Origin of the sequence: Staphylococcus sp. GDY8P126P (assembly GCF_017891965.1) — a bacterium.
Lineage (GTDB): Bacteria > Bacillota > Bacilli > Staphylococcales > Staphylococcaceae > Staphylococcus > Staphylococcus saprophyticus.
On the sequence record NZ_JAESKG010000003.1, the window covers coordinates 391,348 to 415,862 of the forward strand.

20 protein-coding genes and 3 pseudogenes are annotated in these 24,515 nt (G+C 34.0%); 13 read left to right on the forward strand and 10 right to left on the reverse strand.

What is annotated here, in order from left to right; genetic code table 11:
- The first annotated feature begins 58 nt into the window (after positions 1-58).
- On the forward strand, positions 59-487 hold the full coding sequence (locus KA893_RS07155) for a YSIRK-type signal peptide-containing protein (RefSeq protein ID WP_194375861.1): 429 nt from the start codon (positions 59-61) through the stop codon (positions 485-487).
- Positions 488-651: 164 nt separating this feature from the next.
- On the forward strand, positions 652-3,363 hold the full coding sequence (locus tag KA893_RS07160) for a choice-of-anchor I family protein (protein WP_232334985.1): 2,712 nt from the start codon (positions 652-654) through the stop codon (positions 3,361-3,363).
- Between the two features lie 222 nt (positions 3,364-3,585).
- On the opposite strand, the gene KA893_RS07165 is transcribed toward KA893_RS07160, so the two are convergent.
- Together KA893_RS07165 and melB are read right to left on the reverse strand one after the other, a co-directional pair.
- Positions 3,586-6,564, reverse strand: coding sequence for a glycoside hydrolase family 2 TIM barrel-domain containing protein (locus KA893_RS07165; RefSeq protein ID WP_194375862.1), 2,979 nt, complete (start codon positions 6,562-6,564; stop codon positions 3,586-3,588).
- Positions 6,565-6,575: 11 nt separating this feature from the next.
- Positions 6,576-7,964, reverse strand: coding sequence for a melibiose:sodium transporter MelB (gene melB, locus KA893_RS07170; RefSeq protein WP_061050434.1), 1,389 nt, complete (start codon positions 7,962-7,964; stop codon positions 6,576-6,578).
- Between the two features lie 183 nt (positions 7,965-8,147).
- Here melB and KA893_RS07175 point away from each other — a divergent pair, with 183 nt between their 5' ends.
- Entirely contained in the window at positions 8,148-8,993 is an 846-nt protein-coding gene (locus KA893_RS07175; RefSeq protein WP_011302104.1) for an AraC family transcriptional regulator, read from the forward strand.
- Between the two features lie 115 nt (positions 8,994-9,108).
- On the opposite strand, the gene KA893_RS07180 is transcribed toward KA893_RS07175, so the two are convergent.
- A complete protein-coding gene (locus tag KA893_RS07180; protein WP_194375863.1) occupies positions 9,109-9,447 on the reverse strand; it encodes a winged helix-turn-helix transcriptional regulator in 339 nt (112 codons plus the stop codon).
- Between the two features lie 120 nt (positions 9,448-9,567).
- On the opposite strand from KA893_RS07180, the gene KA893_RS07185 reads away from it, so the two are divergent.
- Positions 9,568-10,086, forward strand: a complete 519-nt coding sequence (locus tag KA893_RS07185) for an MBL fold metallo-hydrolase (RefSeq protein ID WP_323741559.1) — start codon at positions 9,568-9,570, stop codon at positions 10,084-10,086.
- Positions 10,087-10,361: 275 nt separating this feature from the next.
- On the opposite strand, the gene KA893_RS07190 is transcribed toward KA893_RS07185, so the two are convergent.
- From KA893_RS07190 to KA893_RS07200, 3 genes are read right to left on the reverse strand one after another with little or no spacing between them, the layout of a single operon-like run.
- Positions 10,362-10,715, reverse strand: a complete 354-nt coding sequence (locus KA893_RS07190; protein ID WP_194375864.1) for an SDR family NAD(P)-dependent oxidoreductase — start codon at positions 10,713-10,715, stop codon at positions 10,362-10,364.
- Positions 10,716-10,739: 24 nt separating this feature from the next.
- On the reverse strand, positions 10,740-11,561 hold the full coding sequence (locus KA893_RS07195) for an NmrA/HSCARG family protein (protein ID WP_194375865.1): 822 nt from the start codon (positions 11,559-11,561) through the stop codon (positions 10,740-10,742).
- 11 nt (positions 11,562-11,572) lie between these two features.
- Positions 11,573-11,872, reverse strand: coding sequence for a DUF2316 family protein (locus tag KA893_RS07200; protein WP_194375866.1), 300 nt, complete (start codon positions 11,870-11,872; stop codon positions 11,573-11,575).
- 114 nt (positions 11,873-11,986) lie between these two features.
- Between KA893_RS07200 and KA893_RS07205 the strand changes: the two genes are divergently transcribed.
- From KA893_RS07205 to KA893_RS07235, 7 genes and pseudogenes are all read left to right on the forward strand, one after another.
- Entirely contained in the window at positions 11,987-12,541 is a 555-nt protein-coding gene (locus KA893_RS07205) for a TetR/AcrR family transcriptional regulator (protein ID WP_041080186.1), read from the forward strand.
- Positions 12,542-12,551: 10 nt separating this feature from the next.
- Positions 12,552-13,256 (forward strand): SDR family NAD(P)-dependent oxidoreductase, encoded by a 705-nt coding sequence (locus KA893_RS07210; protein ID WP_194375886.1) that lies wholly within the window; start codon positions 12,552-12,554, stop codon positions 13,254-13,256.
- Positions 13,257-13,450: 194 nt separating this feature from the next.
- Positions 13,451-14,464 (forward strand): annotated as a pseudogene (locus KA893_RS07215) (amidohydrolase family protein).
- 11 nt (positions 14,465-14,475) lie between these two features.
- On the forward strand, positions 14,476-15,312 hold the full coding sequence (locus tag KA893_RS07220; protein WP_041080187.1) for an alpha/beta fold hydrolase: 837 nt from the start codon (positions 14,476-14,478) through the stop codon (positions 15,310-15,312).
- Positions 15,313-15,337: 25 nt separating this feature from the next.
- Entirely contained in the window at positions 15,338-15,991 is a 654-nt protein-coding gene (locus KA893_RS07225; RefSeq protein WP_194375887.1) for a bile acid 7-alpha dehydratase, read from the forward strand.
- Positions 15,978-16,913 (forward strand): annotated as a pseudogene (locus tag KA893_RS07230) (amidohydrolase family protein). The gene KA893_RS07225 and the pseudogene KA893_RS07230 overlap by 14 nt, the downstream one beginning before the upstream one ends.
- A 26-nt stretch (positions 16,914-16,939) precedes the next feature.
- A pseudogene (locus KA893_RS07235) lies at positions 16,940-17,871 on the forward strand (FAD-dependent oxidoreductase).
- A gap of 303 nt (positions 17,872-18,174) precedes the next feature.
- On the opposite strand, the gene KA893_RS14150 reads toward KA893_RS07235, so the two are convergent.
- Positions 18,175-19,020 (reverse strand): CatB-related O-acetyltransferase, encoded by an 846-nt coding sequence (locus KA893_RS14150; protein ID WP_041080191.1) that lies wholly within the window; start codon positions 19,018-19,020, stop codon positions 18,175-18,177.
- Between the two features lie 860 nt (positions 19,021-19,880).
- Between KA893_RS14150 and KA893_RS13990 the strand changes: the two genes are divergently transcribed.
- Positions 19,881-20,051, forward strand: coding sequence for a hypothetical protein (locus KA893_RS13990; protein WP_228482893.1), 171 nt, complete (start codon positions 19,881-19,883; stop codon positions 20,049-20,051).
- Between the two features lie 459 nt (positions 20,052-20,510).
- Here the strand turns inward: KA893_RS13990 and KA893_RS07250 are convergent, their stop codons facing one another.
- Positions 20,511-21,314, reverse strand: coding sequence for an alpha/beta hydrolase (locus KA893_RS07250; RefSeq protein WP_410467896.1), 804 nt, complete (start codon positions 21,312-21,314; stop codon positions 20,511-20,513).
- Positions 21,315-21,583: 269 nt separating this feature from the next.
- Between KA893_RS07250 and KA893_RS07255 the strand changes: the two genes are divergently transcribed.
- Positions 21,584-22,312 (forward strand): NAD-dependent protein deacylase, encoded by a 729-nt coding sequence (locus KA893_RS07255; protein WP_041080192.1) that lies wholly within the window; start codon positions 21,584-21,586, stop codon positions 22,310-22,312.
- A 165-nt stretch (positions 22,313-22,477) separates the two neighbouring features.
- Here the strand turns inward: KA893_RS07255 and KA893_RS07260 are convergent, their stop codons facing one another.
- Both KA893_RS07260 and KA893_RS07265 read right to left on the reverse strand, forming a co-directional pair.
- Positions 22,478-23,782, reverse strand: a complete 1,305-nt coding sequence (locus tag KA893_RS07260; protein ID WP_011302092.1) for an LLM class flavin-dependent oxidoreductase — start codon at positions 23,780-23,782, stop codon at positions 22,478-22,480.
- 272 nt (positions 23,783-24,054) lie between these two features.
- Positions 24,055-24,435 carry a YbgA family protein gene (locus KA893_RS07265; protein WP_228481142.1) on the reverse strand — a complete coding sequence of 127 codons (381 nt, stop codon included), beginning with the start codon at positions 24,433-24,435 and terminating at the stop codon, positions 24,055-24,057.
- Positions 24,436-24,515: the final 80 nt, after the last annotated feature.

The following is a 24,515-nucleotide window of genomic DNA, read 5'->3' on the forward strand; positions in this document are numbered from 1 at the left end:
ACAAACATCGTAATGAGATAATGAAATCGTACGTATTTTATCTATTTAGGGGGATTTTATGTTTAACAAAGCTAAAAAGAATACCATTTATTCTATTAGAAAGAGTGCAATGGGTGCCGCTTCGGTGACCATAGGGACATGTCTATTACTTGGGATGACTCATACAGCATCTGCTGATGAACGTGAACAAAACCGTATTGATTCTGAAACAGCCACTGCTCCAAAACAAGGCACTAATGAAAGTAATCCTTCAGCAACACAATCAACTTCACCCACATCTACTGAAAATCATAAGATACACACAAAACAAGCAGATACGATACATAAAGAAACCGAAAAACGCAAAGAAACAGCAATTAATCATGCCAAACAATCTATAAATGACAGTACTGAATCAATTCCTAATCAAAATACATCAAATAGAAACTCAAATAAACTTAAACCTGAACAAAAAATGGAAAATCACATTACTGAACAGCAAAAGTAGAAGACAATATTACTAAACAACAAGCTGGCACAAGCAATACTAAATATCAAAAAGAACCATTATTAGAAAACAATGCAAAACAAAAAGGCGTTAAAGACACTAAAATTCAAAAACAGCAACAGCAAGAACGTACTCAACAAGAAGATAAACAAACGATTTCAAAAGTGGAAAAAACAACATCCACACATACACAAAAAACAATTAATCCAAATCAGGTTCAATACAATAATGAATCCAAACAAACTCTAGACTCACCTAATGAATCAACAACATCAAAAACAAAATCTCAACCAGCGACATTTACTGAAAAAGATAACGTACATCAGTCAACAGAAGAGACCATCATACCAACTCATAAACAACAATCAACGCAAAAATCACAAAATAATACTGTTCAGCATACGCACCCAGCACATGAAATGGAAGTGACATCAACAAAAACCCAACCCATTTCAAAAATAACCAACGACAAACATATTCACCAAGACACCGTTTCAAATAACAAACAATCATCCAAGAATTTAGAAAACTTATCTAACAATGAACGTACATCACTGCTCAAAACCATTCAACATGATACGCAAGAACAAGACAAACAACCTAAGGCAGCATTACAAAATTTATCTACTCAAATTAAAACAACAAGACAAACACGTAATGCAACTAAAGAGTCAACACAACTCAACATCGAGCATACAGGTCGTTATGACAGTAGCTCAGGATTTGATAAAGGTGGCACTGAAATTGTAAAGTATAACCCCAAAAATGGTTATGCTTATTCAATAAATGGTGATAAAGAAGCTTTAGACATTTTAGATATTAAAAACACGAACAACAAAGATATTTCACTTGTAAAAAGAGTTTATTTAGAAGATGCAGGTATTAAATCCGGAGATTTAACGAGTGTCGCTGTTCATCCTAACGGTGATTATATCGCCCTTTCAGCACCTGCCAAAGACAAAACAGAACCTGGTCACGTAGTTTTTTATAGTGATACTGGAAAGTATCTAAACGCTTTGACAGTAGGCAGTCTACCCGATATGGTAACTTTCACTAAAGACGGGACACGCTTACTTGTAGCTAACGAAGGCGAACCATCTGATGATTACAAAAAGAATCCAGAAGGTTCTGTGTCAATTATTGATACGTCCGGTTCACCATCTAAATTAAATCAAACAAATGTAAACACCGTTCCCCTCACACAGGCACATATGAACGACTCTATTCGCGAATTAGGTCCTGATAAATCAACAGCTTACCTAAATTTAGAACCTGAGTACATCGTTCCTGATGAACATCGGAAATACGCTTATGTCACAATTCAAGAATCTAGTGCTATAGCGAAACTAGATATTGAAAAAGGTGAATTCGTAAAAGTACAAGGTTTGCCTTATAAAGATCATTCTTTACCAGAAAATGCTATGGACCCTTCAGACAAAGATGGTAAAAAAGCATTACGCCCTGTCCCTGTGCTCGGCATGTTACAACCAGATGGTATTACCGCATATGAATATAATGGCGAAACATACTTATTAATTGCTAATGAAGGTGATGCACAAGACTATGATGGCTATAGTGAAGAAGTCCGTGTCAAAGATATTAAAGACGATATCAAACTAGATGCTAAATACTATGAAGGCTATACACAAGCAGAACTAGATAAACTTGTAGCCAATGGATTATTTGATGATGATCAATTAGGTAGATTAAAAGTGACAACTTCTCATAAATTTAGAGATAAAAATGGAAAATATAATGCACTCGTATCGTTTAGCGGTCGCTCATTTTCTATATTAAAAGGCTCTGATTTATCTATGGTTTACGATAGCGGTAGCGACATCGAACAACGCATAAAAGATATTTTACCAGGGCGCTTTAATGCTAATTACGAAGACTTTAATGATATAGAAGTAGACGGAAGAAGTGATGACAAAGGTCCTGAGGTTGAATCCATCGAAGTTGGAACCATCGGCAATCAAACGTACGCCTTTGTTGGCTTAGAACGCGTAGGCGGTGTGATGATTTATAACATTACAAACCCAACTACACCTCAATTTACACAATACTTATACGATGAAGAAAATAAAGATATCTCTCCTGAGGGCATTACATTTGTATCATCAGAAGACGGCCCTACTGGTAAACCCATGTTAATGGTGTCATTCGAGTTATCAGGAACAACATCTACATTTGAATTAAATGAAATTGATGAAACTTTTGACCAAACACACCCGGACGGACAAAATGATACTGATAATGCACAACAATCTAATAACAGTGATGAACATGATGATACAGATGAAACGAAAGGTGAATATAATACCGATGTTGAAACACAAGATGATGAGGAGGATACTGTAGCGACACAAGATAATGATAGTGTAACTTCAGTAACAAATATAGAAGATAATGTGATTGAAAACATTGGCAAAAGTCCTGCTATCAATCAAACTACAGACATTGATAATTCGGATAATCTAAATTCAGAAAATATAGTAGCAGTCCATCATGGACCAACGCATTTAAATAATAATGCGACATTAAACATTTCTAAAATTTCTAGATTATTTGTAAACGAAGCATCTAATCATACATTGAAAATGAGTGATGCGAATACACGACTAAACCATAATCAATATCAGCTAGCTACAAAAACAACTAACCAAATAAATCATCAAAAGATTATAAATATGAATAGTCCTATCGCAACAAATACTGAAATAGAACACCCCGAAGCTAAAAATGAAGGCAACCATTCAATTAATAAACAACAAGTCCCTAACACAGGTCAAAGTCAAAACCATGCTCCACTTTGGTCATCTTTAATTTTAGGTGTTGCTTTACTACTAATTGGTAGAAAACAAAAATCAAAATAATCATATAGCAATAAGTTATTTTAAATAATTTAAATATCTTGTATCCGCTTCAATAACGTAATAATTTATAAAAGTTGTACTTGTCCTTTCAGTTTATTCATATACTATCCATATCATTAACTAAGCCGAGGCATTTAATCATGTCTCGGCCTAGTTAAAATCCATAAATAATTAGTTCTAATCTATCAGGATTAGAACTTTTTATAAATTTGAATTTTTATTCTAATAAATATTCAAATCAAAATTGAACGTTATCTTTTTATTGTTTAATCGATATTCCTCATTTAATTCAGGACCACAACTATTTGAACCTATACCGCTTTGTGCATAATCGACATATAAATATGTGTTATTTTCTATTTCCAATTCATCCACATGTTTTGCCTCTGTTAATTGATTTAAAGAATAATGTGATGCGTTAAAGCTGAATGTATCTTCACTAGTGATGGTAAGCGTATGCTCATTGTTGGTAATATTCATAATTGTTGTTTGATTATGACTACCAGCTTCTTGAGGTTTAATATGCACATCACCATTATTTGTCACCGTTGTTTCAAACATGTCTAAGTATGTTGCTATCCCTTTATCTTGATAGCTACTCATTGGACCATTTCCATAGTAATTTATTTGTTCATATGTTGAAGGTAAAGTTATTAGTAAACCAAATCTTGGTAAAAATGGTGCGTTGTTATCTTTTTCTAAGTTATAATCTACATTTACTTTTCCATCTTGATAAACCGTCCAAGTAAGTGATCCTTTCAAAACTGGCGGCACGGCTTCTGACTCTATATTAATTTCAAAAACGAGACTGATATTAGACTCATCTTCAATTATTTTATAATTTGTCACAAGTGTTTGAATGTTATTATAACCAGAATATAACCACTCTTTTTTAATATATGCATCATTATCTATCGGGGCACGCCAAATTTTAGTTTCGGTATTGTTATTGAAAATGATTTCATTATTGTGAAGCACTGATTTTAAGCATCCTTGTTTCTTGTCAAAAGTATATGCATATTTGTTGCCTACCGAAATATTAATCGAATGTTCCATATCTTTGCATTGAAACTCCATTTTTTCTTCATTGAGATATGGTAATGCTCGACGTTGATAAATAATTTGATCATGTCCAACCTCAAAATACTTATCTCTATAGCTTTCTTCTTCTTTTAATTTATAACGAAGCATCAAACTACTTATATTATCAAGCGTTACATAATCTCTTAAATCAAAAGTTTGGCTTATATGAGGCGCGAAAGCAGTTAATGGAATATTAAACACCTTTCTCTCACCATCTAAATAAATAGCTTCTCCCTCAACAATCAAACTATCCTCCGCATTTGTAAAATCAAATTGATTCTTCAATGTAAACCGATAATCCTCTTCGTTAACCAATCTCAAAGGTCTATGTTCATGTTTAAACTCATAATAACCTTCATGTGGAATTCGATCTGGCGAAACAATACCATCAACACAAAAATTACCGTCATGTAAGGCCTCACCAAAATCTCCACCATATCTAAAAATTGGTTTACCTTCCTTTATCCCAACCTGAATGCTATGATCACACCATTCCCAAACAAAACCGCCAATAAAACTATCATATTTTTCAATTAATGTTTGATATGCATTAAGATCTCCTGGTGAATTTCCCATTGCATGTGCGTATTCACATAATATAAACGGTTTATCTAATTTAGGATTTTCTAGATATGTTTCTAAAATTTCTTCTGGAGAAGCATACATTCTACTTATCATATCAACATTGGACATATCATAATTTTTTTCTTTATCTCGATACAATGCACCTTCATAATGTAATGGTCTTGTCGTGTCTAATTGCTTTGCCCGTTCCAATCCTTTAACCATATTGATGCCAAATCCAGATTCATTACCTATTGACCAAGAAACAATAGAACTATAGTTTTTTAATGGCTTGATAGAGGCTTCTATTCTTTCAATAATAGATGTTTCAAATTTTGGATTATCAGCAATAATATTAAAGTGTTCTGTATTTTCTTCTCCATATAACCTTACTACACCATGAGTTTCTAAATCTGCCTCACTCATTACATAGAAACCATATTGGTCAGTCATTTCATAAAATAATGGTGCCTTCGGATAATGCGCAGTACGAATCGCATTAAAATTGCCTTGTTTCATTAATTTTAAATCTTTTTCAAAATCTTTTTCATACATGACAAAACCATTTTGAGGATGGCTATCATGGTAATTTACTCCCCGTATTTTAATTGATTTTCCATTAATATAGAATTGATTATCTTGTATTTTAACTTCTCTTATTCCAATTTTCTGAGTGATTACTTCGTTTTCTGTTTCAATAATTATCTTATAAAGTACTGGATTCTCAGATGACCATAATTGTGGATTATCTATTACAAATTGATGATGCTTTGAAACAATTGCGCGATCTATTTCTAGCCCTTTAGGATTATATAAAACCAAGTTAATATTCCCTAAATGATGCTTTCCTTGTAAAGTGAAATTTATTTTTCCATTATTAGATTCATGGTTTATTGTTGTCTCAATTTTAAAGTCGTCCACGCGCGATTTAGATCTTTTTAATATATATACATCTCTAAAAATACCTGAATGACGAAACATGTCTTGATTTTCAAAATATGTTCCATCAGAGTACTTAAGTACAATGACTTCAATTGAATTTATTCCTTTTTGAACATATGGTGTAATATCAAACTCTGAAATTGAATGTGCAATTTGACTATATCCTACAAACTGTTCATTGATCCAGATATAGAATGCACTATCGACACCTTCAAAGTTCAAATGATAATCGCTTTGTTCATTATAGTCATTTATTTCAAATGAACGTTTATATCGACCACATGGATTTTCTCTAGGCACGTATGGTGGATTAAACGGTATAGGGTATTGTGTATTTAAATACTGAATCTGATCAAACCCATACAAATTCCATACAGATGGTACTGTTAAATATTGCTCTTTGCTATTAATATCTTCATTTGTATAGTCTTCCAATGAATTAAAAAATTCAAATTGCCATTTACCATTAAGTAATGTGATATTTTGAGTTTCATATCTCGTTTTGAAATCATAATCTTTTTCTCCAAGCTGATATGGTATATAAAAAGCTCTTCTAGCCAACAAATTCACATTTTGTTTTTCTAAATCTTCATGAAATTTTTCTTTAAACATATGACATCCCCCTATTTAATTCTTTCTCTATGTTCTCGTTGACGTTTAAATTGCAAAGTCTTTTCAATATCCGTTAAAAAATCTCCTTTCAAATTAAAGGCTTTGTGATATAAAAATGCAGTTAAACAAACGAATAACAGTGGTGCTATGATAATCATGATTCTTAAGCCATTAATTGTAACGAGTGATTGTGACTCATTTGGCGTGTATCCCAGAATTGATAACCCGACACCAACTATTAATGCTGCAACAGCTTGTGAAGCCTTAGTTAAGAAAGTGTTCGTTGACGTGATGATACTCTCGTTGCGTTGTCCAAATTTAACTTCACCATAATCAATAACATCAGCTAATGAAACCGTTGTAATACCTATCATGAAGCCAGAACCAATTCTCAAAATGCCCGCACCTAAAATAATTAAAAGTGTACTTTTCGGAGCGATAAATCCAGCTATTAAAATAATCAATAATCCTAAAATAATAAATGAAATAGCCGTATTAAACGCTTTTGTTCTACCTACCCATTTGATAAATCTAGGAAGTAATAATAAACCAACCATTTCACATAAAATCATCGAATTAAAAATTGAAAATAAATGTTCTGCATTTACCACATATTTAAAATAGTAAATAATAGAACCATTTAAAGTTTGTAAACATAAATTAAAAGTTAGTAATACCCCCATAATTGCCAATAACTCTTTATTTTTAAATAAAATACGTCCAATATCTTTAAAATTAACTTTAATACCAATTTGTTGTTCTAATTCCTTATCTTCAGGCACTTTAAAAACAGTAACACCAATTGTAATTATAAATACTGCACTACAAATGATTGCAAATATGAAAATCCCTACTGAATCACTGCCATTACCAAAAACGTCTCCTAATTGATGAATAAAATACAGTCCAAATGTACCTACTGTGAATGCTGCTAAACTCGCAAAAAATCTTGGAATTACTGACACTTCTTCACGTTCTCTAGGATTATGTGTTAAATTCGGCAACCAAGACCAATAAGGAATATCCATCATTGTGTAAGTCATTCCCCAGGAAATATATAAAATTGATATGTAAACATACATTGCTGTCTGTGGTAAATCAAAGTTAGTAAATAGTAATATGGTGACAATTGCATTCGCTAACGTTCCTATAGACAACCAGGTTTTGAATTTCCCGAAATTATTTCTAGTGTTATCAACTATCATCCCCATAATTGGATCATTTATGGCATCCCATATACGAGCAACAAATAGCATAACACCAACAAATGCGGGTGATAAACCTACAATATCTGTTATATAAAACATTAAAAAGACACCGACGATATTAAATATGGCATCTTTACCAATTGCTCCAAATCCAAATGCAAACTTCTGCTTTCCTGTTAAATGTCTGTCCATTTTTCCACCTCTAAACCCTCTTTTAGTAAAGCGCTTTCACGTTTGTTGTTTTTATTTTATCAATACAGATATAGAGGGATGAATAGCATAATGGTGATGATATATGGCAAAATGTTTCATTTCATATTACTATGTATTTATATAAATACAAATTAAAATCATTTTTTAATTAAGAGGGATATTATGCAAGTACTATGGAAAAAGTTTCAAAAGAAATTGATAGATGCCAACTTGGCAGAATGCGGTATTGAAGTTGGTGTGCCGAATGTTGGCTATAGCTATAACGTTTTTCAACAAGCCGTATTACATATCGTCACACAAGGTGAAGGTATTTTTACATATAATAATGAAACTCATCATCTGAAAGCGGGAGATATGTTTTTACTAGAACGAGGTATGGAAGTTGAATATAAACCTTCTTTCTCAAACCCTTGGACTTATTATTGGGTGGGAATTAATGGCAAACAAATTCTTACATATTTATCTCGCTCTAGTATCGTCGATACGCACGTTCTTATTAATAAAAACACTAAAGATATTCAATCTATTATTAAAAAAATTTGTAACCTATCTCAAACGATTCAATCTAATAATTCTCATGACATACTGATTATGCAACATATATATCAACTGGTTTATGCCTTGCAAGACAAGTTTCCAAAACACTTTTCTGTTCAAGTTGATATTGTAAATGAAGACATTCAATATGCTGTCGAATATATAAATTCTAATTATCAAAAAGATATTACAATTGTTGATGTTGCAAAATCAGTCAATATCTCAAGAAGTCATTTATTCAAATTATTTAAAAGAAATTTAAACTGTTCGCCTAAGGAATACTTAACTTATATTAGGATGTATCATGCTTCTCAACTTTTAATTAATACCAATTTATTGATAAATGAAATATCTAGCAAAATCGGTTATAAAGACCCACTGCTATTCTCTAAAAATTTCACAAAACATTTTGAAATAAGTGCTTCTGAATATCGTACATGTTTTTCAGTACACCAAACAAATACAGACTAACACATAAAAAAATACTCCTCTCAAAATAGACATTAAAAAATGAAAACTTTGAGAGGAGCATTTTTAATTCAGATAGCTTGCCTTTTTATTAAACTTCCACAATAACACGACATAGTTAATTCATTTTAAGCACTTGCGCCAATTCATTTATCAATGGGTAGACGGATTTTCCTCGTTGAGTTAAGGAATAGCGAACTTTTTTAGGATAATCATTCGTTTCTTCTCTTTTTACAATTTGCAAAGCAATCAAATCATTTAATTGTTCTGTCAAAATCTTTCTACTTATACCTGAAACTTCACGATGTAATGCATTATAAAAGTAAGCTTCATCATAAAGCGTATTGATAATAATACCTTTCCATTTTCCACCTAATGACATCAATGTTTCTTCTATCGGACATCCTCGTTCAATTACAAGATTACAGCTACCATAGTCCATGCTATTTTTTAACATATGAACCTCCTCATTAACGTGAGTTACTTATTTGTGCCTTCTTGTGACATTGTCGCTTATCCTCTACCCTTTAGTTATAACAAATAATAGAAAGCAGCGATAATAATGAAACTCATTCAAATGTCAGACCATATTTATAAATTAAATATGCAGACAACAGTTGGTATTCCGATACAAATCAACACTTGGTTTATTGTGAATGATAACGACGTTTATATCATAGACACAGGTATGGATGATTATGCTGAGCTACAAATCACGATTGCTAAATCGCTCGGTAATCCTAAAGGCATTTTTTTAACGCATGGACATCTAGATTATATCAATGGCGCAAAACGTATTTCTGAAGCTTTGAAAATACCTATCTTTACACATAAAAATGAACTCCCTTATATCAATGGTGAGCTGCCTTATCCAAATAAAACGCATACCGAAAATACAGGTGTTCAATACATTGTTAAACCTCTAGAAACTAATACAAATCTGCCCTTCAATTATTACTTAACTCCTGGTCATGCACCAGGTCATGTCATCTATTTTCATAATCAAGATAAAATTTTAATATGCGGAGATTTATTTATTTCAGATGCGCAACATCTGCATATTCCTATCAAAAAATTCACTTATAACATGACTTAAAAATATCAAAAGCGGTCAAATCATCGATAATCTTTGTCCCAAATTAATTACAACTTCACATGGCGATGATCTATATTATTCAGATGACATTTATTCAATTTATAAATTTAAGTACGAGGAGTAAGCAATATGAAATTACAAATTTATCAATTTGAAGTTGCAGAAGCGAATTTCAAACAAAACAAAGCAAAGATCTCTTCATTAATAGAAACGCATTACACAAATGCTGATATCATTGTGCTACCTGAAATGTGGAATAATGGTTATGCCTTAAATCAGTTAAAAGATAAAGCGGACATAGATTTACAACAATCTCTACCATCTATGGCTGGTTTAATAACAGCTTGTTCATCTTTTGGTATGTCAAAAAACACTGGCGACGCGACACTGAAGACATATAAACATTCATCCATAGCTTGTTCCCAATTCTCGTCTTTAGACAAATCTGCTTCTATAAAACTTAGTTTTTCAATAGGTAGTTCATGCTGTTGCATTGTTTCAAGCACTTTATGTTTGTTATTTAATGACCGCAATGTTGTACGTACCGCATAGCCTTCTTTTAATAATTCAGATATAAATCGCATACCTAAAAAGCCTGTTCCACCTGTGACCAACACTTTATTTTTCATCAATGCAGTTCTCCTGTCATTTGCTTATTTATTGAAATATATTTGAATCCAATCACTTAATTTCAAGCGTTCTGGATTAATTTGATCCATTTGATCAAAATCTATTTGATAGCCCTTTTGTTCAAGCCAATCTTTTTCAGCTGTTTGACTCGTAAATGTGCCTTTAATTTCAGTCTTTTTCAGCGTTGTTTCGGAAAATATATCTACGACTTCATTTAACGTTAGTCTATCTGATGCAATTTCAATTGCTTGATGGTTATAACGTTGAGTATCCTTGAAAATGTTAGCAGCAATTCGGGCGATATCAACAGAAGATATCATCGCAAATTTAACTTCTGGTGCAATAAATTCTGGTATATAAATACGGTCTGCTTCCACTGTGGTAATGCGTAGAAAATTATCCATAAAAAAGGACGGCTTGATGATTGTGTAGTTGAGCGAACTATCCATCAATGTGTGCTCAATTTTTGCCAATGCCTCAAAATGTGGTCCTGTACGATCTCGATTCACGCCACCTGCTGTACTATATACAACGTAGTCGACACCTTCTCGCTCTGCGGTTTCAATGATCATCTGACCTTGTCGCAATTCTTCTTGAGTGTCATTTGGGATGATAGGTTGAACACTATAAACGCCGTACTGCCCTTTCATCGCTTCAGTTAAATCGGCTTGATTACTTAAATCACCTTCAAAAATAGTAAGGTGCTTATGATTAAGCGCCAATAGTTTTTCATTGTTCTTATTACGTGTAAATGCACGCACTTGCCAACCGTCTTCAAGTAATGTATTCACAACTGCATTTCCTTGTTTACCCGTAGCACCAATCACTAAAATACTTTTACTCATATTATAATCTCCTATCTTAAAAACCAATAATCTTCCTTTTCACCTTTTAAAAACGAATATGCTGTTGGTTGCATTCCATTTGATTTGATATTGGCATTGATTACATCACGTACATCCCATACTTGCAAAATAAATGTTTGTAGATGGTGACTGAATACACTTTTAGGCGCATTCATTGCTAGTACTTGTCTTACTTCCGAAACAGTCATATGCGTTGCCTGAGCGATATCATCTTCCGTTAATGTAGATTTATGAAAATGTGCTTTTAATTCTTCACTCGTAATACGTCTCTGCGCTTGATTCAGTGACATCATATGCCTTCTCTCATTAAATTTTTGCATTTGTTTTACATATAAATTATACTACTTATAGTAAACGGACAGGTATCCGTATGTCAATTTTAAAGATGATTGAAGGTGAAATTTATGAGAAAAGATGCTTTGGAAAATAGACAGCGCATTGAATCTCACGCAGCCAAGCTTTTTAAGACCGAGGGCGTCGAACAAGTTAGTATGAAACGTATTTCTGAAGAACTTAATATCGGTATGGGCACACTTTATCGTCACTTTGAAGATAAAAGTGCACTCTGTTATCAACTCATTAACAATGACTTTGAGTCTTTTATGACAGAAATTGAAACAATTGCACAACAACCCACTGATGCAAAAGAAATGTTTATCCAATCCATTGATCAATTTCTACAATTCAAAATGAAACATAAAGATTTATTACATTGTGTAGAAATGGGGAAAAGTAAACGTGACTTTAGACAAACATCCTTCTTTGAAAGATTACATGGTTATTATTGTCACATACTTAATATGAACAACGGGAATAGCCAAACAGATCTTACTTTTAAAGTAGATGTCTTAATGAACACATTAACAACGCAACATTATCAATTTCTAACTGAACAAAGAGCTTTATCAAATCTACAAATACGCGAACAACTTGTATCATTATTTTTCAATGACAATTAGGAGGCAAATGATTATGAAAGTTACATTAATTACTGGTGGTAATAAAGGTCTAGGATTTGAAACGGCACGAAGCCTAAAAGCGGAAGGCCACAACGTCTATATCGGTTCAAGAAATGTATCACGTGGACAACAAGCAGCTGAATCACTCGGCGTTAATTTCGTGCAACTCGATGTAACAGACGATGACTCCGTGTCTCAAGCTGTGCAGTTTATTAAAGAACAAGAGGGCCACTTAGACGTCCTTGTCAATAATGCAGGTATTTCAGGTGGTTTCACACAACCACAAGCACTTACACCAGAAGATATGGAGAAGGTCTATCAAACGAATGTCTTTGGTCTTGTGCGCGTAACGAATCAATGCATTCCATTATTAGAACAATCAACACAGCCTGTTATCGTGAATGTCAGCAGTGGCTTAGGTTCATTTGGTATGGTGACCAATCCTGAAACAATGGAGTCTAAAGTCAACTCCCTCGCTTACTGTTCTTCAAAATCTGCCGTCACGATGGCTACCGTTCAATATGCAAAAGCATTACCTAATATGCAAGTCAATGCTGCAGACCCTGGCTCAACGAATACAGATTTGGTAGGTGATGCAAGCAATAATTCTAAACCAGCAACTGAAGGCATTAAACCTATCGTTACACTTGCTACGATTGACAAAGATGGTCCAACCGGTACTTTTATTGATGGCGATGGCCCTATGCCGTGGTAGATGGTCAATATGATATATGTGAAGTTATTTTTAAGATATTCGATTGATCAATCAAACTTCTATTGTGAGGTCAATTTGATGATATTTACATGTATTGTAGCGGCGGAGTTTATAAAATATTTTGCACGTTGCTGTTACTACTCTATGCCAATAAGTTCATAAGACTGAAAATCCAAAATGGAGGTTTTTATACAATGAAAAGCATTAATTTCGAAGAACACTTCGTCTTAAAAGAAGTTCAAGATCAAATGACGCATTTAACTTCACCTTCTCCAAATGGCGTGCCACTTAAAGCAATGTTAGAAGCACTTGAACAACAAACTGGATTTACAAACCAAGATGAAATTAGTGAACATGATGCACGTATTCAATTCATGAATCAATAGGATGAACAGATGCAAGTGTTATCTTATGGTAATGGTTCACCTTCCCTAATTTCCGGCGAAAAAGTGATTGAGCTCTGTCGTTATACCAATGATAGACTTAAAGCTTATATCGATCATTATCCAGACCGTTTCTTAGGGTTTGCGACTTTACCTATGAACGAACCTCAAGCGGCCGTGGAAGGATTCAAACGCTGTGTCAATGAACTTGGATTTAAAGGGGCACTTATTTTTGGCCATCCTAAAGGACAATTTTTAGACCATCCAGACTATGATGTCATCTTTCAAACAGCTGAAGCGCTAGATGTGCCTATCTACTTACATCCTGCACCAATTAGTGATGAGGCCTATCAAACTTACTATCAAAGTGATAACTATCCAGATTCAACGGCTGGCTCTTTTGCGTGCTATGGTTACGGTTGGCACATAGATGTCGGGATTCATACGATGCGTTTGGTACTCAGTGGTGTATTTGATCGTTATCCAAATTTAAAAATGATTATTGGACACTGGGGAGAATTCACCCCCTTCTTCTATGAACGTATGGATGACATGATTTATGCGCCTCATCTTAACCACAAACCCAGTGACTATTTCAAAAATAATTTCTACATCACACCAAGTGGCATGTTAACCAAACCACAATTTGAAATGGTCAAAAATGCTGTAGGTATTGAGCACATACTATACTCAGCGGATTACCCTTATGTACAACCAGATAATTTAGGTAGCTTCTTAGATGAGCTTGGTTTAACAAATGAAGAAAAAAGTAAAATTAATTATAGTAACGCTGAACAATTATTAAATATTAAAATTCCAAAATAACGGAGGCATTTATGACACATACATTAGCATTAGATGGCGCAACAATAAATTATTATAAAGAAGGACAAGGCCCGGTATTAATTTTAGTTCCAGGCGCAAACGGTACAGGCGATATTTTCTTACCCTTGATAGAGCAATTAAAAAATCATTTTACAGTTGTAGCAATTGATCGTCGTGATTATGGTCATAGCAAGTTGACTGAACCGCTTCCTGAACGTGCAAAACAACCAGATGATGACTATCGTATTAAACGCGATGCACAAGACGTTGCTGAATTAGCAAAACACTTAAGCGATGAACCGATTTATTTATTAGGTTCTAGTTCTGGTGCAATTGTAACAATGCATGTCTTAAAAGATTATCCAGAAATTATAAAAGAGATTGCTTTCCACGAACCTCCAATTAATACGTTTTTACCGGACAGTACGTATTGGAAAGAAAAAAATGATGCGATCGTTAATCAAGTATTAACTGAAGGACTACAAGCAGGAATGAAAACTTTTGCACAAACACTTCATATTGCACCAATTGATGCAAAAAGTATGTCGCAACCCGTTTCTGAAGATGATACAGCACAAAAAGAACAATATGAACGTATGATGTTCTGGGCAGCTTATGAAATCAGACAATATACACATTCTGATATTACATTGGCTGACTTAGCGCAATATAAAGATAAAGTGACTTTATTAAATGGCACAGATTCTAAAGGCTCATTCCCTCAAGATGTTAACTTTTATATTTCAGAACAGACTGGTATTAACATCGTTGATATTCCTGGTGGTCATTTAGGTTACGTACAAAAACCTGAAGGCTTTGCTGAAGTCTTATTAAATTTATGGACTTAACATTGGTAACTAAGGAGCTAACATGATTTTATTCGAACGTAATGCACCTTATAATGACGAAGCCTTGCGCAACAAAGCAGACATTCAAGAATTGATTCAATTCGAACGTTTTTGTCGTGATAATTATTTATGGGAAGGCATGCTTCAATGCTTTTCCAAAGATTCACGTGTCAACATTTCATGGTTTGATGGTACTGGTGAAGAATTTGTTGAATCTTCAAAAGCAATGAATCGTTATGCACCACATCAAATTTACAACACCCAAATTTGGATGAATCAACATCGATCCGTAGCAATCATGCAAGCTACGATTCAAACACGGATTAATATAGATAACCTCGAAATGCAACTGAATTCAGACGCTAAAATCATATACTGTGTCGAACAATTAAACGGAGTTTGGTACATTAAAAATCTAGAATGCGTTTATGAAAAGGATACCTTAATCCCAGTTGTGCCTAGTACAGTGACGATTCCATCATCTGATATAGCATCTTATCGTACTAGTTATGCCTGTCTATCCTATTGTTTAAACTTTCTAGGCTACGAGGTAAATCATGAATTACAAGGTATTGATCGTCCTGAAGCACTCAATCATTACTATGTTCAACTAGATGCATGGTTAACCTATCAAACGAATTCCTTACAGAAAGAAGATGGCTCTTTTGAAAAAGATTGATTTACATTCACACTATATCTCACCAGGGTTTGCTAAATTTTTAGATGATTATTTTGATGGTAAAGGTGATGGCGTCCCAACACCTGAATTCTCTATTGAAGGTTACCTTCAGTTAATGGCTGATCTCGAAATAGACTATGGTGTACTCTCTATTTCTAGTCCTCACCTTAGCGCCGCACCAGATGAAGCAATGCTGCGTCTTACAGAAGAAGTGAATGATTACGCATCAACTATGGTGCAACAACATCCAACGAAACTGGGTTATTTTGCATCGTTACCATTACCACTTGTAGATGAAAGTATTGCAACCATCGACCAATCTCTAGATAAACAAGGCGCATTAGGGTTCACCCTACCAACGAATGCACGTGGCATCTATTTAGGAGACGCTCGTTTAGATGCTGTATTGGCAAAGCTTGATGAACGTCACGCTACAGTTGGCATACACCCAAATGAGCCAAAGCCCGTCAATGATGCGATTAAAGAAAAAGTACTTGCACCACTAATGGAATTCTACTTTGATACAACCCGTGCAATTGTCTTTATGAGTCAAAATAATGTATTTAGTAAATATCCAAACATTCAATAGATTGTCCCTCACAGTGGCGCACTGTTACCAGTTATTGCGCAACGTGTTAGCATGGGGAATCAAATGTTTAATGTGGGCGATAAACCGAATGACATTGCTACAGTGATGCAGCAACTCTATTTTGATTTAGCTGGTAAAGGATTGCCTTATCAATTACCCACATTACTAGCCATGGTTGATGAAAATAAAATTGTCTACGGTGCGGATGCGCCCTATACTACAGACCAAGTAGTCAAATTACTTTCGGATGAAATCGAGACTTCCGACATTTTATCAGAATCACAAAAAGAGAAATTTCTATTTAGCAATGCAGCAACATTACTTAAACGATAATCACTCTGATAAGGATGCGACAATTTATGCCAATCGATAACGCAACAGAAACACAACATCATAATTTAAACACTCCCGTCACAATAATTGGTGGCGGTATTGGCGGATTAACGCTTGCACGTATGTTATATATTCATGATATACCTGTCACTGTTTATTAAGCTGAACATGATCGTCATACACGAACTCAAGGTGGTCAATTGGACATTCACGAACACAATGGACAAATTGCGCTTGAAGCAATTAGCCTAACCGAACAATTACATGACATTATTCATGAAGGCGCAGACGCAACAAAAATTGTCGACTCAAATGCTAGCACTTTATTAGATATACCTAGTGACGCATCAAATGCACGTCCCGAAGTATTACGTGGCGATTTACGCCAGATGTTATTGGACTCCTTACCAGAAGATATTGTGCAATGTACGCCCTCACACCAGATAAAGGTATTGTCGCACATCGTGAAGCAGGAGATGTCCTACACACATATATTCAACTTAAATGTGATTTAGATTGGATTTCTAATATCGATTTTACTAATTTGAGCGCATCTACGCAGGTAATTGCTGAACAATTTGAAGGTTGGGCACCTGAACTTACTGCTTTAATTACAGAAGGATCATCGAATTTAATTCCACGTAAAATTTATGCCTTACCTGATGAACATCGTTGGCAACGTACACCTGGTGTTACGCTACTCGGTGATGCTGCGCATTTAATGGCACCATCTGGAGAAGGCGCAAACCTAGCAATTTATGATGCAGCAGAGCTTGGCAAGTTAATTGTTGAATATCCAAATGATATTGAACTTGCACTTGAAAACTATGAACAAGCCCTATTTAAACGTAGTGCCGCAGAGGCCGAAGAATCTCATGAATTATTAGACTTGTGCTTAGGTCAAGATGCACCCTATGTACTGATTGCATTGTTTGAAGGTAGTAACGAACAAAACTAATAGAATTATAATTAAAATTTAGCTAAAACTTCAATACACACACTATAACCAATCCATTCTAAACTTAATCCTTTCCAGCCCGAAACGGGACAGCAAACCTGATTTAATTCAGCTGCTGTCCCGTTTTTTATTAAGTAAAGTATTATATGTATAAAATTAGCAACTAATTATAACATTCATAATTGACCTTGATTCCCCTTTGTTAACTCGCATATTAACAAATAAAAATGGTACACGAAACCAATTAATAGGACTCCGTGTACCAACTTCACTTTTATACAATTCATACATCCATATTTGAAATTATTCCTCTGAACTTTTTTCAATATCTAAAAAGTCTTTTACTGATATGGTTGTAGGACGAAATGGCTGAATTTGATTTGTAGACACAAGTTTTTCTACTTTTTCTAAAAATACCTCAATCGAATCGTCTGCAGTCACGCCTTTGAAATCTGCAAATCCATATTGCCACCATTTTAATTTAAGTAATCTTTCAATAATATGTGCTTCAAATCGATATCTTATTACTTTAGCGGGATTACCACCCACAATTGCATAAGGTGGCACATTTTTGGTAACCACTGAACCAGCTGCTACTATCGCACCATCACCGACAGCGATACCTTTTGAAGAAAACAATACATCTTGTCCAATCCATACATCATTCCCAATAACTATCGGTTCCATGCCACCGACTGTTGAGGGGCGATGATCGAATTCAACGCCTGCCGCATCAAGATAGTCATTAAATGCACAAGTATTTTTACTGTAAGTTAACATTGACGTTGTAAAACGTTCCATCGGGTGATTGCCAGCCATTCTTCTAACTTGAGCAGCGATTGAGCTATAGCGACCAACGATTGTATTAGCTGGTAATTGACTATTCGTTGAACTAAAAGCACCCATAGTATGAAACACATTTCCTACAAAAAATATTGCATATTGTTCAATTTGTGCATAATTTGCTACTTTTAATGGGTGGTTATTTGACAACCTGAATTTTCCTTGCGCACTCGACATGGTATAAACATTATTATCAAAAAAGAGTTCCTTGTATGTTGGATTGACGTTGAATGTATTACAAGCATGCGATGATGTATCCACTAAATTATCTGTAAAAAATGTAATTCCCTTAATCTCTGTTGACATTACAAACCTCCACAATGATTCATTACTTAAGGTATATGTGTCCGTATGCATCTCTATAATATATAAGCCAGGTCATATTATTCCTTAGATTAATATTAAATTATTTTTTAGTTGTTTTCTACCTTAAATTGGTGTTTTACGAAAGATATATCCAATAAAAAAGACTAACCACTTTTAAATTGAGGTGCGTCATTTGTATATAAGCTTGTTTGCCCTTTATATATTAAAAGCAATTATTTAAAATATGATTTTGTGTAAAACACTATAATGATAACATTGAAGTGAGCATCTCCTAGCGACTGATATAATGTTTTATAAAATCGTTTAATTCTTGAAGCACTTTCTTCTCCTTGTGATCAGACATCCCTATGACGCCTTTTTAAATCAAATTATTCTTTACTAATATTTAATTTATTAGCTAGAGTAATTATTGTTCAAGAAATTTGTTTAATAATAAATGTATTATGCATAAATTATCACAATAAAAAGATTTTTGACAACTAATTATGTATCATGTGTGTATAATTGAATCATAACAAATAGAATCAATTATACAATTCATAAGTAGTACAATATGAGAAATAATACTTATTTTATTGAAAGTGGGTTATAAGAAAGGTGTAATCACGATGGATTGACGTATTGTAAAAACAAGAAAGACCATTAATGATAGTTTTTATGAGCTTTTTGAACAGAAAGATTTTGATAAAATTACAGTAAAGGATATTACAGAACACGCGCAAATCGGGAGAAAAACATTTTATCTACATTATATTGATAAATATGACTTATTAGACCGTATTGTCGATAAAAAATTCGAAGCGCTCGAAGAAATTTGTGAAGCCAAAAAAGAACTCGGTATGCAACAGGGAGTTAAAATTTGGTTTGCGTTTTTTGAAGAAAACAAAGCGTTTTTCACAAAACTTTTCAGTATCCAATATTCTGATAAATATAAGAAAAATTTGCGTACTTTTATGGAAAAAGAATTCGAGAAAAAAATTCCTTATGAAGAAGGCTTAAATCAAAAATAGATGACTATGTATACCTTACATTTATTAGTAACGGCATGGTGCGCCTTATCGATTTATACCTCAGTGCAGACTCACCATACCAAGAAACATTAATTTCCGAAGTTTCTAAGTTAATGCAAATCATTACTGACCCGAACATAGGCTCAGAACAATAAAATTGTCTGATCCTTAACAACTTATATTAAATATGTTGCTAAGCTAATAGCAACCAACTCATTACACAGCCTAAACATAAAAATACATTACGTGAACACCTTTAACGACATAATGAAAAGTTAAACACTTCGACCTCGCTATCTCTACTTTGAAGCTTAACAATGATAATACGACAAAATATAAAAGACCTAGGCAACGCACTTTCCATGCATTTCCAGGTCTTTTATACTGTATAATTTATCCATAACAATAAACCAATTCACGCTTTATAAATTTTCAATTCTAACCCTTAAATGTTTAATTTTATGACGTTCCCCATAAATACTTAATAATTTCATTAGCGACATCTCTATTCTCGTGTAATTGGCTATGTTGTGCCTGCTTACCATGATATTTTGATTCTTGATAACTTTCCGGACTACTGCTCAATAAATCTTTCAATGACTTTGAAGAACTGTTCGATACACGACCGTCAGAGTGCGTGCCGTCTTCAAGATCACCATAAATATTCAACACTTTAATCTGTTTGCCTTGATAAATTGCTTTCAATTCACGCAATTGCTGATACGGTGGATTCATGCGACTTGGTTTCCCTTCTTTATCCACACTGATTTCGTTAACTTGTTCATTCATATTTAAGACACCATTAAATGTCCCCGCAATATTTACTTGTTTATTCAAACGTGGTAGAGAGGCATCGTTACCATAATTCAGCATATACGTCGCAAATGATAAATTTCCCATAGAGTGACCTACAAAATTGAATTGTTTGAATTGATATTCCTTTTGTAGGGCTACCAGAACATTTTTAAACCATTTTGCATTTTTATCGTAGTCACCGTCTTTATTATTTTCCAATTCAACTTTCACTATAGGATTGATGGCATTTTTGTTTAACTGACCTTTAAACGTGACGTTACCATTTTCAGATACCACTGCGGTGATGACATCGTGAGTGACGCCTTTGTTTTCAGCTTGTTGCACCAGGAACTTCTCTGAATTGGCACTGCCACCATACCCATGTAAAAATAATGTAGGTATCGGATGATTCACGAATTTTGAGTGTGTTACCTGTTTTGATGGCTTTTGACTTACAAAGACTGCCATCACAATCCCTACTACAATAACTATCGCTATGATACTTGCTCCCCAAATCCACAATTTCTTCACTAAAATAACCTCGGTTCTCGTTTTAAACCCATTATAAAGCATGCTTCATAAAATTGTCTTGTATCTGACGAACCTCTTTTGAACATCATTTAAATTCTCTTATATTTGCTAAAATACTTTCTAAAATTTAAAATTATATTAAAAGCGCAACGCATATTACTCGTATTTGCATCATATTATTTAAAATTTCCAATGGAGTGAGATAAATGAATCAAAATATTGAACACTTAAAAAAGATTATTAAAGATGCGAATCAGATTACATTTTTCACAGGTGCTGGCGTCTCTGTCGCAAGTGGCGTGCCTGATTTTCGATCTATGGGCGGCTTGTTTGATGAGATTTCAAAGGAAGGCTACGCTCCAGAATATTTACTAAGCGCTGAATACTTACAAAATGATCCAGAAGGATTTGTTGATTTTTATCATAAGCGCCTACTATTGGCAGACAAGCAACCTAATGTCGTACACGAATGGATTGCTCAACTTGAACACCATCAACGTTCATTAGGTGTTATTACTCAAAATATCGATGGACTGCATACAGATGCTGGAAGCGCGAATGTTGACGAACTTCATGGAACCTTAAACCGCTTCTATTGTATCCAATGCGAACATAAATATGATAAAGCCACAGTGATGGCAAAGCATTTACGCCATTGCGAAACATGTGGTAGTCCAATCAGACCCGATATTGTACTTTACGGTGAAATGTTAGATCAACAGACTATTTCTAATGCGATTCAAAAAATTCAAGAAGCTGACACCTTAGTCGTCTTAGGTTCCTCTCTTGTAGTTCAACCTGCAGCAGGTCTCATTTCTTATTTTGAAGGTCAACACCTTATTATCATTAATAAGGATGCAACGCCCTATGATCGAGATGCAGATGTTGTTATTCACGATGACATGGTTGATGTAGTTAACGCGATTCGTGAGTAATGAAGTTGACTAAAGGCTATATGTTGCGTTTGCACATATAAAAAAGAGAACGCGCTTTTAAACGGTGCGTTCTCTTTTTGTTTATTTTTTATATGCAAATACCTTCTAATTAATATCGAAATGGATGCGATGTCGTCACTTTTTCTAGCTTTTTATCTATCCATATTAACTATGTATTTTTTGATTTAATCCCAACTTTTCACGTAAAGTCCCTTCACTATAAGCCGCTTGAATCAAACCTCTTTCTTTTAAAATCGGAATCACTTTATCGACAAATAAATCAAACTGCGTCGGATTGAGCGGTGGCATAATATTGAATCCATCTGCTGCACCACTTGTAAACCATGCTTCCATTCTATCCGCTACATCTTCAGCAGTACCAACGACGATATGATGCCCTCTTGCACCAGCAACGTGCTTCATTACATCTTCTAAAGTATATTCATTCTTCTTCGCTGTATCTTTGATTAAGTCTACACGACTTTGTATATTGTTTCCTTTTTCTACTTCAATATTTTCAAACGGTGTATTTAAATCGTAATGACTTAAATCTGTATCACCTAAATAAGAAGATAATAACTCTATTCCCATCTCTGGCACAATGAGATCTTGTAATTCTTGGAATTGCGCTTCCGCTGCCTCGCGTGTTTCTCCAATAAATGGAAAAATACCTGGCATAATAACAATTTCATGTGCATTTCCGTGCTTTTGTTCAACTTTATTTTTCAAATTATGTGCAAACGTGATTGCATCGTTGATATCATTTTGCGCTGTAAATACAACTTCTGCATGTTTCGACGCAAATTCTGTACCTTTTTCTGAAGAACCTGCTTGTACAAGTAATGGATAACCTTGAGGTGATGCTTCAATATTTAATGGGCCTTTTACACTGTAAAATTCCCCCTGATAATTAATTGGTTCTGGCTCTTTTTCGCTAAAAAAGCCTCCTGCAGCATGAAGATGTTCCGTATTAACGCCACGCCAAGAATCCCATAATTGCTTAGAAATATTCACAAATTCTTCGGCTTGATCATAGCGTAAATCATGATTTGCATTCGTAGTGCCATTAAAATTCTTCGCTGTATGATTAATACCTGATGTAACAATATTCCAACCCGCTCTGCCATTGCTGTAATGATCTAAAGACGAAAAGATTCTCGCAAGGCTAAATGGTTCTGAAAATGAAGTAGATCCTGTCACAATCAATCCAAGATTTTGAGTTTCTCTAGCTACAATAGACATTAAAGAAATTGGCTCAAACATCGTAAACATATCTGGATGCGTCTTGTTATCAAGATATAAACTATCAGACACAAATAGAAAATCAAATTTAGCTTGCTCTAACGTTTTTGCTTGTTCAATGGTTTTCGTTAAATTCATACCCCCACGTTCTAATGCATCTGGGTGTCTACTACTCGCAACATGGTGACCAAAACCAGTTAAAAAATATCCTAATTTCATTCTTTTCATCTTTATCCCTCCACACACTTATTATTCCGATTTGATTAATAGGGATAATATTACCATTCCATTATTATAGAGTCAATTAGTTATATAAACCGCATATGAAACAACTTTTTTTAAATTTAAAACAAAAATAACGATTGATGCTTCATATGCATCAACCGTTATGATTAAGAAACTTTATATTGTAATGACATTAAAATTATCGCCCATACCATCGACTAAATCACACAGCGTATATCATAAACTTGAATCAACCATCGCGTTAGCAAATCATCCTATTTAAATGATCTATTTGCGATTGAAAAATTTTTGATTAATGTGGATTCCTTGAGATACGTAACATCATAATATCTTGTCATACAATAGATAAAGAAAATGAGCGTATGTGTATCGATTCGATCTAGTAAGTATTGTGCCTTCAGCTTTTTAAATAATGCTTTCTCTGAGGCGCTACAAAACTTTTTAAAATAACCCCATATATGGCTAAATGTATTGATTACCGAACCTTTGCTAGGCTGTATGGACAGTGCATGATCAATTGCTTCTTCAACATCTCTATATTCACATTGCCCTTTAAGCATTTCTCTAATCTCATTATAGCTTTGTTGACTATGCCACATGACCTCATATTTATATGCTTTCCATAACAATTCCATTTCATGCCTATGTTTGATTATGCTCATCCCCTTATTTAGAGATTATAACTTTAACTTTCACAATAATTTAATATCACCGT